Here is a 13,825-nt window from a genome sequence, read left to right as displayed (position 1 = left end):
AAAGCCTCAGGAAAGAGGCTTAGAATGAGTTGTTTTTATCAGAATTATGGACTTGTGCAACGATTACCATTGTTACCACCAGTTATTTATTCATAAGTTGTATAAGTATTCCTAATATTCCGATTGTCAAACACAAAGGGATAAACCATTTTGAATCAGCTTTCGCAAATTCAGTATTCTTTATTTTTTTAAATAACCCAATATACTTAAAATCACCAATTGCTCGTAAAATAAAAATGGAAGGAATTATCCAACTTCCATAGGTAATTATCCAATTCGGAATTTGAAAATTGATTATGCCTGTTTTTATCAAATAGATTAAACCAAATGAAATTAAGCCTATACCAACAATTACAGTAGCGATTTTTGGTGGTTCCATTGCTTTTTGTCCAGCTTCTTTTGTAGGTAGAGCTTTTTCAAGTCCCCATTTTCCGCCCAAAATCCAATAAAAATGGATAAAACCTAGTGAAGAAAAAACAGCAAATAAAATTATGGATAATACTGTTATCATATTTTTACCAATTGAAAAATTTGTTCATTCTGTTTTCTATTAACAGACGAAGGTGTTAATCTCAACATTTGATTACGAAGACCAATTAATATAGGGTTTGAAAGATGTGCCATTTTTCCAACAAGCCAACTCGCTTTCACCACTTGATGTGCTTTAGGCAATCTTAAATTTTGATATTCGGAAAATGCTTTAGTAGTTTTATATTTGCTCAAACATTCTGAAAGAACATAAGCATCTTCTATGGCTTGACAAGCACCTTGTCCCATATTTGGGGTTGTTGCGTGTGCAGAATCTCCGATTAAGCAGACATTTTCTTTATACCAAATATTTGTTGGTTTTAAATCAGAAATTTCGGCAGTATTAATTTGTTCTTTTTTAGTTGATTTTATAATGCCTTTAATTACTGAATTGTAATCGCTGAAATACTGTTCTAAATAGTGGATAGAAAACTCTTTTTTATTTTTTTTGAACGATTTTAAAGCATACCAATAAACTTTATTTTTTGCAATTTGAACAAATCCAAAACGTTCTGATTTTCCCCAAGCCTCGTTTAGTTCGTTTCTGAATTTTATCGGTAATTCGTATTCCGTAATTCCTCTCCAACATATTTGATTAGCATTTCGGATGTTATTATTCGGGAATAAATTTTGTCTAACTACTGAATTTAGTCCATCAGCACCCAAAACCGTTGAGGATTGTATTCGTTCTCCATTTTCAAATTCTAACGAATATCCATTTGTGTTTTCAACTATTGAAGTTAGTTTATGGTCAAGATTAATTTTGGTCGATTTTAATTTATCAATTAATATCTGTTGTAAAGTTCCTCTATGAATTGCAATGTTTTTGGTGTTATGTTTTTGTTCAAAATATGACAAGTCGATTTTAGAAAGAGGTTTAAGACTTGATTTGGTAATATTCATTGAAGAAATTGGATTTCCATTTTCCTCAATTAGTTTTCGCAAGCCTAACTTTTCATAAACTTGCATTGCATTATTAGCCAAAATAATTCCCGCTCCAACTGGTTTTATTTGTTCGGCTTGTTCAAAAATTCTTGTTTTGATTCCTTTTTGTTCAAGTGCAATAGCGGTAGTTAACCCTCCTATTCCAGCTCCTATAATATCTATGTTCATAAATGTTTTTTCTAATTGGTGGTAACGGACTTGTGTATGAAACGTAGCGTGTAAAAAGACACTAGTTTTTCGAATTAACACAGAGCCGAATTTTTATATTTTGTTTTTAATTTTTCTCTTTTTAAAAGCCAAATTAAAAATTTTGGCGGACTTTCTAAATATACACAAACCTTTCGGTTAAGCACTTTTTAGCTATGTTTTATACACCGTGTTGTGCCTAGTTTTTTACTTTTTGGTCTTTATATTTTATTACAAATTCTTTTGCTTCTTCGATAGTTTTAGGATACTCTACATAATTTTCAGATTTCGTTTTATAATATTCCGATTTTCCTTCTTGATAAATATGTTGAAATGGAAAACCTTCTGAAACTAGAAACTTAACAAGGTCCTATTTTTTAGTATCAGTCTTTTTAGGTGGTCTAAATTTATGATTTATAAAAATCATTTGATTAGTACATAAAGGACATTTTCCAATATTAATATTAGTTAAATTACTTCCTAGGTTCTCAACTCTATAGCATTCTAAGCAAACTGCTTTATGTCCCATTTATTTTTTAATATTTATTTAGAGTATAATCACTTTATCCACTCAATATCAAGAACATCTCTTAACCTGTCAAGGCTATTTTTAGATATAAACCTAAAAGCTAAACCAATAAAGGCATATCTTATCATTAAAATTTGTCCAATCACTACTAAAATAAAGATTGGATTAGGCTCTTCATTTCCAGTTAGAATCGCAACTAAAATTGCTATTGCAGGAAAACAAAGTATAATGCTCAATAAAATTCGAAACACTTTATGTATTTCCACTCGGACATTTCCTTTATTTGACCCAATTTCTCCAATCATTACACAAAATGCACCTTTTCCAATTACAGATGAAATCAATTTAAAATTGTTTTCACTTATAACTCCACGAAAAGACTTATCTGTATGTTGCGATGTCAAGCTTTCTGACTTTTCAGTTCTTCGATTAAGTCTATTTAGAGTCTCAGATTGGCTATCAATTAATTTAAACTTTAATTCTTTAGTTGGAAATATTTTCATTTTTCATATTAGGTACAACTAGTGTATATCATTACCCATATAATAATTCTATACTAAGGTGTTTCTTCCCAAATGTAACATAATTTTTAAAAAAAAATAGCATTGTAACTAATTGTTTTATAGGCGTTTTTGTTTTGTGGTAATATGGATGATATCATGTGCAAACGACTATAATTATTTGTAAACGTTTGTAACTGTTACGAAACTTACCACATCCTAACTACACTTCTTTACGGTTTCCCGTATGTGAAGTGAAAAAGAGACTTTATTGTAGGATGGAAGTCCTAATAAGAGTGAATTTATTTTCTAAGTCACATTTAAGTTAGCTACATACATAACTCCCCTCCGTCTGAATTTCATTCTTCAATTCATCCACCTCCCCTCAAAGAGGTGAGGAGCTTTTATTTTTGTGTTATAAGTCATATTTGAGCAAGTTTTGTGTATGCCTCCCTTCCGTCTATATCTCGTGCCTCGATATAGCCACCTTCCCTCGCTGAGGGAAGGAGCTTTAATTATTATTGAAGATTACTTTCTGTTCCCCCTTTAGGGGTTAGGGGGCTTTTGAGTCCTGTTTCCATTTTCGCGCAAGCGAATAGAAAAAATCTCCCTATCTTTGCTCTCCGAACATTGTTTTGGAATCATCTATGAGTCAAAAAGTATTACTTAATGCGACCGAGGTACATATTATCCTCAATAGACTAGCTTGTCAACTCATTGAAAATCACGAAGACTTTACCGATACTGTACTTATAGGAATTCAACCACGTGGGGTATTTCTAGCGGAGCGTATCAAGAAATTACTCACCGATACTTATAAGATTGAAAATGTAGAATTAGGGTATTTGGATATTACGTTCTTCCGTGATGATTTTCGCAGAAGCGAAAAAATATTAGCAGCCAATAAAACGCAGATCGATTTTGTAGTCGAAAATAAAAAAGTCGTCTTTATAGATGATGTACTCTATACAGGACGTAGTATCAATGCGGCATTAACTGCCGTACAGAGTTTTGGGCGACCCAAAGAAGTAGAATTATTGTGTTTGATAGACAGACGTTTTAGCAGACACCTCCCTATACAACCTGATTACCGAGGACGCCAAGTAGATGCCATCAATGAAGAAAAGGTAAAAGTGAGTTGGGTAGAAAATGAAGGTGAAGACACCGTGTATGTCATTAATAAGTAGCCATGAGTGAATTAAGTGTAAAACATTTACTAGGAATAAAATACATCACCAAAGAAGATATTGAACTGATCTTCCAAACCGCCGATAACTTTAAGGAGGTGATCAACAGACCGATCAAAAAAGTACCTTCCCTACGTGATATTACCATCGCCAATCTATTTTTTGAAAATAGTACGCGTACCAAACTCTCGTTTGAACTTGCTGAAAAAAGACTCAGCGCTGATGTGATTAACTTTTCGGCAGCAGCTTCATCCGTAAAGAAAGGAGAGACGCTTATTGATACGGTAAATAATATCCTGTCTATGAAAGTAGATATGGTGGTGATGCGTCATCCAAATCCAGGAGCGGGTGTGTTTTTATCGAAACATATCGATGCCAGTATCGTTAATGCTGGTGATGGAGCGCATGAGCACCCTACACAGGCATTATTGGATAGTTACTCCATACGCGAACGTCTAGGCGATGTAGGAGGGAAGAATGTGGTGATTGTAGGTGATATTCTACATAGCCGAGTAGCATTGTCTAATATTTATGCGCTAAAATTACAAGGCGCTAATGTCAAAGTATGTGGTCCTAAAACCTTAATGCCAAAGTATATCGAAAGTCTTGGCGTTGAAGTAGAACTAGATTTACGCAAAGCCCTTGAATGGTGTGATGTGGCAAATATGCTACGTGTACAGAATGAGCGTATGGATATCAGTTATTTCCCAAGTACGCGAGAATATACCCAGCAATATGGAGTAGATAAGGCCTTATTGAATTCGTTAGATAAAGAGATTGTGATTATGCACCCAGGTCCGATTAACCGAGGTGTGGAAATCACCAGTGATGTCGCCGATTCTGATCAGGCGATTATCTTGAATCAAGTAGAAAACGGAGTTGCCGTGCGTATGGCAGTTCTTTATTTATTAGCTTCAAAAATCAAACAGTAATGAAGATTACACAAACAGATACGTATACAATTCTAGAAGATGAACGTGACGATGTACTTGATTTTGCATCGTATTTAGAACGTGTGGTTCCTGAAAAATATGAAGATCTTAATCTCGTGATTGATCTTTTACAATATACCGAACTCACCTTAGAACAACTCGTTGGTTTCATCAAACTTTCAAACTACCAACGCGCCGATAAAAAGTCTTTTGTGATTGTCAATACAGGGATTGATTATGACATCATTCCTGACGAAATGATTGTCGTACCAACGCTACAAGAAGCCGAAGATATCATCCAAATGGAGGAAATCGAGCGTGATCTAGGCTTTTAATTTCATTCCCGCGAAGGCGGGAATCTCAATATCGTTTTCCAGAATCATACATTCTTTTCAAGATTAAGTAAGAGAGTATGAGATTCCCGCCTTCGCGGGAATGAAGAAATATTAGGATTCGAATTCAATTCTATAAACTTATATTTATTTTCGCATTCTTATTTCATAAACAAGAAACATTCATGAGCAGTACATTTACCGTATCCATTTTAGGCTGTTATGCCGCTGCTCCAGGCGCATTTAAAAATCCGACGTCACAAGTACTTGAGATGCGGAATCATGTATTTCTAATAGATTGTGGAGAAGGAACACAGGTTGCCTTACGGCGAAATAAAATAAAGTTTGTACGCATCAAGCATATTTTTATTTCACATTTACACGGAGATCATTTCTTCGGACTCATGGGGGTTATCTCGACCTTTAGTCTTTTAAAACGTACCGCACCGCTTACCATTTATGGTCCTGTAGGTATAAAAGAAATAGTACTGTTACAGCTGAAACTTACACAGAGTTTTACAAGCTATCCGTTACATTTTAAAGAATTGAGTAGCAAAGAACCTGAATTGGTGTATGAAGATGATGCAGTGACGGTGATAACGATTCCGCTGCAACATCGTATTTATGCCAATGGCTATTACTTTCAAGAAAAAGTAGGACAACGTAAATTAAATATCAATGCAGCGCTTAACCTTGAGATTGATAAAGCTTATTTCAATAAAATCAAACAAGGCGGTGATGTGACCTTAGACGATGGGACTATAGTTCCTAATAGCGAACTCACCTTTGATCCACCAAAACCAAAAAGCTATGCCTATTGTAGTGATACAAAGTACAAACCTGCCATTGCTGATCAGATCCAAAAGGCAACCGCATTATACCACGAATCTACATTTCTAGAGAGTCATGAGCATTTGTGCAAACCGACAGGTCATAGTACGGCCAAACAAGCCGCGAGTATCGCCAAACAAGCCGAAGTAGAAAATCTTATCTTAGGACATTATTCTACCCGATATAATGACTTAAACGAATTTAAAGAAGAAGCAGAAACTATATTTCCAGATGTTCATCTTGCCGATGATGGGAAAGTATTCACGTTTTAAAAGAGACCCGAAAAAAGATGATGGAAGAAAAGAAAAAAATATCCAAAGCCGCTGCTGCCCAACTGCAAGAGCACTTTGATCAATTAATACCACGTAATCTTTTTTTGGTAAAACAAGATACCTATCCTGATCGCGTATATCGCATTGCAGGATCTACTGCGATAAAAAATAATATTACCATTGCTTTTAAAATCATAGAAGACAATGGCTATATCTGCGAGTATTTCCTCGATGCCGATGGTTATACCGAACACAGACGTTATTTTATGGCGACAGATCAAGTAGAATTACTCGAAAACTACGAAGCGCTGTATGATGATGAAGAACTATCTTATGAAGAGCATATGCGTATCGTTAAGCATAATAAAGCCGTACGTGATCTCCTTATCCAAAAAGGATTTGTAAAAGGGAAGAAGAAAAAAAATAAGTAAAAGAATAAAGAACATAGACCGCTTCGCTCATAGAACATAGATTTCTTTGTTTTGAATAACACACCCCTTAGTCCCCTCTTCTTAGAGGGGAAACTCATATCTACAAATATTTTATTTCCGCTTTCGCGAAATATCATTCCGAGTCTGTTGAAGTAGTGTACCTAGTTATGCTTTCATCTGAGTATTCTCTCCTAAGAAGGAGGGGTAGAGAGGTGTGCAACTATTGTAGTTTTATGATTTATTATACGCTTTCGCAAAAGCATATAAAAGAATATAGCATATAGATTTCTTTGTTTTGTGAAATCAGAAAAAAGCTCCTTCCCTCAGCGAGGGAAGGTGGCTATAGCGAGGAACGAGATATAGACGGAAGGGAGAGCTTATACAATCTTGCATAAAAGCATATTCAATAACCCACATCAGAAATAGAGCAACACGCTATATTTTGGTATGATCTTTTACAGATGAAACAATAACACCTCCCTAACCCTTACTTCTACATACTCAGCACATCGCCTTCTTAGAAGGGAACACTCAAATGAAGATTTTATAAAACAGAACAGTTTCCTTTTTTTATGAAGATACTGATTGGTACATACTTTAAACTCCCCTCCGTCTGAATCTCATGCTTCGATTCATCCACCTCCCCTCGTTAAGGGGATGAGCTTTTTTTGTGCTCCTGTCTGTCAGCAGAGAGGCGCGTAAAAGTGTACCTAGTACTACTCAAAATGAAGATTTTTTAATACAGAACAGTTTCCCCTCTAGAAAGAGGGAGTAAGGGGTGTGTATGTATAGCAACACAAAATAGAGTACTACTCTATTTTAGAGTGTTACTCTATTTTGATTTCAAGAGAAGTAGCTAAAGTTCCCCCTTCGGGGGTAGGGGGCTTTTAAACAATTGGCCCTAAAAGCATATCCAACCCGCAGCGTTCTATGAATTTATTGGTAAATACTTTTGCTGCATCATTTGTGAGTAATGTATTACGAGCATCAATCCATGCATTTACATGGGTAGTGCCGTACATGTTTTTAACACGCGTTTTGTTGAGGTTAAAATTAATTTTACCCCAATGTAATGTGTATGGAATATTCTTTTCTTCCAGTCGGTTCCAGACGGCTTCATAAAATGTACGTGCCGCTTTACTGTCTACACCATCCATTTCTAGGACACAGGTATGTGTGAATCTTGTAAACCCTAAGGTCGCTTTGGTACCTTTTACATACCGTAAAGAAAGCCCGCCAGGGAATGGACATTTCTTGTTAACGTCTATGATTTCTTCTACGACTTTTGCAGAATTGGCGATATCAATACCTATCGCGGCACTCGCTACTTTTCCTCTGAATTTGGTGTAGTTAAAGAGTTCGCGTATCGTTCCTGTTTGTGGTGGTTGTGGCGCAAATGCGAGTCCAAACATGGTATTCACCATGGGAGGAATTAATAAATCTGAAATAACGCCCAATCGATCGAGGGTAGAAGACATAATCCCTAGTAAGTCATCTCCATAGGTAAAGTTATTATCACGTACTACAGGTGTATAAGGAAGTTGATACGGTTTCTTATACATGTACTTTAAGAAGGCGCCTTTATTTGGATTGTTCTTTTCAAACTTGTGTAGATTAAAGAGGACTTCAAAATGGTATAATTCTTTGTTAGGACCAGCTCCGGGTAAATTAAGACCAGAGAAATCTAGTTGTGTCATCGCCTTTTTTAGATCGGCGTTGTATGGGATATCTCCTTTACGATGTTCTTCTAATAGGAAGATAGGTTCGGTTTCTATCATGACGCCGTGTATAAAACCAAAGCTCCCAAAACTGACTAAAGCTGCTTCAAATAATGCATCATCTTTAATGATTTTGGCATCTAACCAATCAACAAATGTTGGTGCCGCAACGGGATAGGAAGCTCGCTCCAACCATACATGTTCGTTAGGGCCTGTAATGAGATGTAATCCTACCACAAAATCTTGAATAGCACCTACTTCAAAAGCCGCACCATGCGTACCAGTGGATAAGGCTCCAGCAATCGTCTGACCATTACTCGCTCCAGATGCTTTGATAGATCGTGCAGGATTTTTGGTCGCTAACCGATTATTGATTTCGTAGATAATACTTCCACATTGTAAGAAGTACAAATCTTGTGGTTGTTTCGGGTAGTCGGTCGCTACATATTTTCGCGTAAGCGGAAATGAAAAATTTAAAGAGGCTGTATCGATCAATCCTCCTTCGGTAACGCCTACTTTGGTAAACGACCAACCGCTTCCCATAGCGCGAAGTCTGATGTCATTGTCAATGCCGTGTTTGATGAGCCACTGAAAGTTTTTGGTGGTTTTTTGATAACGATCCCTACGATTTTTTCCTGTAGGATTGAATACTTTAAAGGAAGTATCTGGTACGAGATCATGTGTGAAATTTTCGTGCTTATTGGTCCATTCTTGAATGGGTAATTTCTCTAGTCCTTCTGGTATCATAATATGTAGTATTAATCGTCTAATCCGCCATCTCCCTCTTGATCTCTTGCACAACCATAGGTGACGGTTCTGTGGTTTACAGTGCCTACCGTTATTAAGCTTAATAAGAAATCTCCTAAGGAAGATTTGGTTTCTACCCAAGTCATTGCTTTGTTTCTACACGGGCATTCGGTGCCTTCTATTTCAGGGTTTGCACTTACGGTTTTTTGTTTTAATCCCCAGAAGTAACTCCAGCTACTTTTTTCTTGACATGGAATGTTTACCGCTCCGTCTTGATAGGGATTTGCTTCTACACGCGTACTAACGCAAGAAGTGAGATTACTTAGAAAAAATAGCGTACAAATTACGTATAAGTAGCGCTGTAGATATCTTTGTGATTTCATGTGAGAATGGTTTACTTGTAAAGTTATAAAAGTCAGTATGGTATAACAAGGGGTGAATGCCCCTATTTGCGGGATCGTTGTGGAAGGTTAATTCTATGTGAAACCGTATATGACTACTTTTAACTTCGTTAGCTTTCTCGTACCTTAGCAGGTATGAATAGAGACTTACATGCGTTTAGACAAAATTATGAAAAAGGGGCATTGCTTATAGCTGATATGAGTGACAACCCTATAGCGCAATTTGCTACGTGGTATCAAGAAATTGAAGAAGATGGAGGTGTAAAAGAACCCAATGCCATGACACTAGCAACTCTAGGGGAAGATGGTTTTCCTAAGTCACGCATTGTGTTACTAAAAGAATATGATCAGGAAGGGTTTGTGTTTTATACAAATTATGAAAGTGAGAAAGGGATCAGTATGGCAAAGCATCCGCAAATTGGATTATCTTTTTTCTGGCCAAGTATGGAGCGTCAAGTTATAATAAAAGGCACTGTACGAAAAGTAACTCCAGAGCGATCGGATCGTTATTTTAATGCCCGTCCTAAAGGTAGTCAGTTAGGGGCTTTGGTTTCAAATCAGAGTACGGTGATTGAAAATCGTGAAGTTTTAGAGGATAGAATGAATGCGCTTAAAGCGAAATATGCCAATGAAACGATTACAAGACCATCACATTGGGGTGGTTATTTAGTAACACCTGTTTCTGTCGAGTTTTGGCAAGGAAGGCCGAGTAGACTCCATGATAGAATTCGATATAGATTGGATGGAGAACAATGGATCAAAGAACGTTTAGCACCTTGATATATGAAAACACTGTATGTAGTTCGCCATGCGAAGTCTAGTTGGAAATTTGATGTGATAGATCATGAGCGTCCTTTAAATGATAGAGGACTCAATGATGCGCCTAGAGTAGCTGCTCATGTGGCAAGTAAGATGCCAAAGCCAGACTTGATGATGAGTAGTGATGCGATGCGTGCGAAGACAACGTCGTTTTTTTTCGCGAAAGCGTACCAAATACCAGAAGAAGAAATCATATTAGATCATAAACTGTATGATTTTGACGGGAGAGATTTGGTGGATGTGATTCGAAATTGTGATGATGGAATTGATTGCCTCATGGTTTTTGGACATAATAATGCAATGACTAATTTTGTGAATACCTATGGGAGCTTATATGTAGATAATGTACCTACTTGTGGATTTACTGCTATTACATTTAATATAGATCATTGGAAGGATATGAGTCAGGGAGAGACTATTTTTACGTGCATACCTAAAGAATTATAAAATATGAATGAACTCCAGAAGAGTAAGTATATAAATAGAGAGTTAAGTTGGTTACAGTTTAATGGTCGTGTATTACAAGAAGCTGCCGATGAGACGGTCCCTCTAATAGAACGACTCCGTTTTTTAGGTATTTTTTCTAATAATCTCGATGAGTTTTTTAAAGTTCGTTATGCGACAGTACGTCGTATTGTAAGAGCAGGACGAAAAGGTAGAAAAGCATTAGGGGTATATACTGCAGAGGAATTACTACCTATGATTACAGATATAGTAATTGATCAACAGGCAGAAAGTTTACATATTCTACAAGATATTTATAAAAAGCTTGAGGCTGAGGGAATTCATGTTATTAAAGAAACAGAGATTGAACATGAAGAGCATGAACGGTTTGTGAAAGACTTTTTTACAGAAGAAGTGAGTCCTGCTATTGAAACGATCATCTTGAGAGAAGATGTAGAGTTACCACGTATTCAGGATCTAGACGCCTATCTTACGATTAAAATGGTCATGAAAGGAGAAGAAGCTCCTATGTATGCATTGCTTGAAATACCTAGTAGTATTGATCGTTTTATTGTGCTTCCTAAGATAGATGATCAAGATCGTATCATTATGATTGATGATGTGATACGGTATAATCTGGATAGTATCTTTAATATTTTTGATTATGAGTCTATTTCTGCTCATATGATTAAGATTACACGTGATGCTGAGTTGGATATAGAATCTGATTTAGGGAAAAGCTTTATTGAAAAATTATCAAAATCTGTGCAAGGGAGAGAAGATGGAGCGCCTGTACGTTTTGTATTTGATAAAACCATAGAGAAAGAGACCTTAGATTTTTTATTGAATAAGCTGGATATAGAAAATGATGATAGTATCATTCCTGGGGGGCGATATCACAATCGAAAAGATTATATGGGATTCCCTAGTTTGGGACGTAAAGATTTACTGTATCCAAAACAAAAACCACTTCCTATAAAAGGAATCACATTAGATTGTAGCATGTTTGAAAAAATAGCTCAAAAAGACTATTTACAATATGCGCCTTATCACACATTTGCGTATACTATTAAATTTTTACGTGAAGCAGCTTTAGATCCAAAGGTAAAGTCGGTTAAAATTACAATCTATAGACTTGCAAAAATATCTCACATTGCGAGTGCTTTAATTAATGCGGCTCAAAATGGAAAAGAGGTAACTGTTCAGATAGAATTACGAGCGCGTTTTGATGAAGAGTCAAATATGATGTATGCGAAACAAATGGAAAACCAAGGGGTGAAGCTTATTTTTGGTGTGCCTGGTTTAAAAGTACATAGTAAAGTATGTGTAATTGAGAGAGAAGAACAGGAAAAAATAGTAAGATATGGTTTTATAAGTACAGGTAATTTTAATCATAAGACAGCCAATATTTATACAGATTATACCTTATTTACTGCAGATCAGAAAATATTGAAAGATCTATCAAAGCTGTTTGTGTTTTTTGATACGAATTATATCGTTAATAAATATAAGCATCTAGTAGTCTCTCCTCATTATAGTAGGAATACATTTTATAGATTGATAGATGAGGAAATAGAAAAAGTAGAGGAAGGTGGCAAAGGGTATATTCGCCTTAAATTGAATAGTCTTTCTAATTATGCAATTATCGATAAGTTATATGAAGCTAGTCAAGCGGGTGTAAAAGTAGATTTAATTGTAAGAGGTATTTGTTGTTTAATTCCTGGCGTACCTGGATTGAGTGATAATATACGTGGGATTAGTGTTATAGATCGATTTTTAGAACATCCAAGAGTGTATGTTTTTGGAAAAGGAGAGGATTCAAAAGTCTATATATCTTCTTCAGATTGGATGTCTCGTAATTTGGATAATAGAGTAGAGGTGAGTTGTCCTATTTATGATCAAGATGTGAAGAGAGAAATCTTAGAGACCTTAGATATATGCTGGAATGATAATGTGAAAGCAAGAAAACTGAACGAAAGACAAGATAATGCATATGTAGAAAATGATAAACCTAAAGTAAGATCTCAATTTGCTACCTATGAGTATTACTTAAATGCAGTGAATAATTAATGTTAACTATTGAAAAATATGCTGCTATTGATATAGGTTCTAATGCGATTAGGCTTCTGGTTGCTAATGTTATAGAACAGGAGAACAAGCCTACTCTGTTTAGAAAAAATGAGTTAATTAGGGTGCCTATTCGTTTAGGGGAAGATGTTTTTTCTGTAGGAAAAATTTCAGAAAAAAATATTCAAAGGATGTTAGATGCTATGCAAGCATTTAGATTGCTTATGAATGCACATCAAGTAAAATATTACAGAGCTTGTGCCACTTCTGCCATGCGAGAAGCTTCAAATGGTGATGAGGTAGTGCAATTAGTCAAAGAAAAAACATCTATTGCGATCGAAGTCATCGATGGAAAAGAAGAAGCGGCGATCATTGCAGCAACAGATTTACATAGTGTAATAGAAAAAGATAAAGTATACCTATATGTTGATGTAGGAGGAGGGAGTACAGAATGTACTTTGTATGATCAAGGAAAAGTAAAGGCCTCAAAATCGTTTAAGGTAGGAACTGTACGTATTCTAAAAAATCTTGTAGATGAATCTAAATGGGAAGCAATTTCTATTTGGATCAAAGAACAGACAAAAAGCTATTCAAAAATAACGGTGATTGGTTCTGGAGGGAATATCAATAAGATTATTAAAATGAATGGGAAGAAATCTAGAAAATCACTTTCGTATTTAAATATGCTCAACTTTTACAAAATGTTGGAAGATTTGAGTTATGAAGAACGTGTTGTTAAATTAGGGCTAAATCCAGATAGAGCTGATGTAATTATTCCTGCGCTTACAATCTATTTAAGAGCCATGAAATGGGCAAACGCCGAGCATGTTATTGTGCCTAGTATAGGGCTGTCTGACGGTATTATAAAGACCTTGTATAAGAGGAAATAGAAGCTTTTATCGTTCAACTTTTAATGAATATTGGTCATTAGTCGATGTTTTTTTAACATTCAAAGA

Annotated in this window: 14 protein-coding genes; 9 read left to right on the top strand and 5 right to left on the bottom strand. The window is 35.7% G+C overall.

Annotated elements, in window-relative coordinates; genetic code table 11:
- Window positions 1-82: 82 nt before the first annotated feature.
- The 3 genes from Q1A60_RS20605 to Q1A60_RS20595 all read right to left on the bottom strand — a co-directional run bounded on the left by Q1A60_RS20605 (window position 83) and on the right by Q1A60_RS20595 (window position 2,691).
- A complete protein-coding gene (locus tag Q1A60_RS20605) occupies window positions 83-511 on the bottom strand; it encodes a DUF3995 domain-containing protein (RefSeq protein WP_299769239.1) in 429 nt (142 codons plus the stop codon).
- Entirely contained in the window at window positions 508-1,641 is a 1,134-nt protein-coding gene (locus Q1A60_RS20600) for an FAD-dependent monooxygenase (RefSeq protein WP_299769242.1), read from the bottom strand. The genes Q1A60_RS20605 and Q1A60_RS20600 overlap by 4 nt, the downstream gene beginning before the upstream one ends.
- A gap of 576 nt (window positions 1,642-2,217) precedes the next feature.
- Entirely contained in the window at window positions 2,218-2,691 is a 474-nt protein-coding gene (locus tag Q1A60_RS20595; RefSeq protein ID WP_299769245.1) for a hypothetical protein, read from the bottom strand.
- A 644-nt stretch (window positions 2,692-3,335) separates the two neighbouring features.
- Between Q1A60_RS20595 and pyrR the strand changes: the two genes are divergently transcribed.
- The 5 genes from pyrR (at window position 3,336) to Q1A60_RS20570 (ending at window position 6,673) form a co-directional block, all read left to right on the top strand.
- Window positions 3,336-3,875, top strand: a complete 540-nt coding sequence (gene pyrR, locus Q1A60_RS20590) for a bifunctional pyr operon transcriptional regulator/uracil phosphoribosyltransferase PyrR (RefSeq protein WP_299769248.1) — start codon at window positions 3,336-3,338, stop codon at window positions 3,873-3,875.
- Window positions 3,876-3,877: 2 nt separating this feature from the next.
- Window positions 3,878-4,807: an aspartate carbamoyltransferase catalytic subunit gene (locus Q1A60_RS20585; RefSeq protein ID WP_299769251.1), complete on the top strand. Its 930-nt coding sequence runs from the start codon at window positions 3,878-3,880 to the stop codon at window positions 4,805-4,807.
- Window positions 4,807-5,142: a ribonuclease Z gene (locus Q1A60_RS20580; RefSeq protein WP_299769254.1), complete on the top strand. Its 336-nt coding sequence runs from the start codon at window positions 4,807-4,809 to the stop codon at window positions 5,140-5,142. The genes Q1A60_RS20585 and Q1A60_RS20580 overlap by 1 nt, the downstream gene beginning before the upstream one ends.
- Window positions 5,143-5,324: 182 nt before the next feature.
- Window positions 5,325-6,242 (top strand): ribonuclease Z, encoded by a 918-nt coding sequence (locus Q1A60_RS20575; protein WP_299769257.1) that lies wholly within the window; start codon window positions 5,325-5,327, stop codon window positions 6,240-6,242.
- Window positions 6,243-6,259: 17 nt separating this feature from the next.
- Entirely contained in the window at window positions 6,260-6,673 is a 414-nt protein-coding gene (locus tag Q1A60_RS20570) for a hypothetical protein (protein WP_299769260.1), read from the top strand.
- A gap of 887 nt (window positions 6,674-7,560) precedes the next feature.
- Here Q1A60_RS20570 and Q1A60_RS20565 read toward each other — a convergent pair.
- Window positions 7,561-9,138 (bottom strand): hypothetical protein, encoded by a 1,578-nt coding sequence (locus Q1A60_RS20565; protein ID WP_299769263.1) that lies wholly within the window; start codon window positions 9,136-9,138, stop codon window positions 7,561-7,563.
- An 11-nt stretch (window positions 9,139-9,149) separates the two neighbouring features.
- Window positions 9,150-9,521, bottom strand: coding sequence for a hypothetical protein (locus Q1A60_RS20560; protein ID WP_299769266.1), 372 nt, complete (start codon window positions 9,519-9,521; stop codon window positions 9,150-9,152).
- 153 nt (window positions 9,522-9,674) lie between these two features.
- Between Q1A60_RS20560 and pdxH the strand changes: the two genes are divergently transcribed.
- Genes pdxH through Q1A60_RS20540 form a run of 4 tightly spaced genes read left to right on the top strand, consistent with a single transcriptional unit; the run spans window position 9,675 to window position 13,759 of the window.
- Window positions 9,675-10,319, top strand: coding sequence for a pyridoxamine 5'-phosphate oxidase (pdxH, locus tag Q1A60_RS20555; protein WP_299769269.1), 645 nt, complete (start codon window positions 9,675-9,677; stop codon window positions 10,317-10,319).
- Between the two features lie 3 nt (window positions 10,320-10,322).
- Window positions 10,323-10,805: a histidine phosphatase family protein gene (locus tag Q1A60_RS20550; RefSeq protein WP_299769272.1), complete on the top strand. Its 483-nt coding sequence runs from the start codon at window positions 10,323-10,325 to the stop codon at window positions 10,803-10,805.
- 3 nt (window positions 10,806-10,808) lie between these two features.
- On the top strand, window positions 10,809-12,872 hold the full coding sequence (gene ppk1, locus Q1A60_RS20545; protein WP_299769275.1) for a polyphosphate kinase 1: 2,064 nt from the start codon (window positions 10,809-10,811) through the stop codon (window positions 12,870-12,872).
- Window positions 12,872-13,759 carry an exopolyphosphatase gene (locus tag Q1A60_RS20540; protein ID WP_299769277.1) on the top strand — a complete coding sequence of 296 codons (888 nt, stop codon included), beginning with the start codon at window positions 12,872-12,874 and terminating at the stop codon, window positions 13,757-13,759. Before ppk1 ends, Q1A60_RS20540 begins: the two co-directional genes overlap by 1 nt.
- Window positions 13,760-13,825: the final 66 nt, after the last annotated feature.

The organism is uncultured Dokdonia sp. (genome assembly GCF_947492535.1).
Taxonomy (GTDB): Bacteria; Bacteroidota; Bacteroidia; order Flavobacteriales; family Flavobacteriaceae; genus Dokdonia.
Note: the sequence above shows the minus strand (reverse complement) of the source record. Positions and strands in the feature narration are given on the sequence as shown.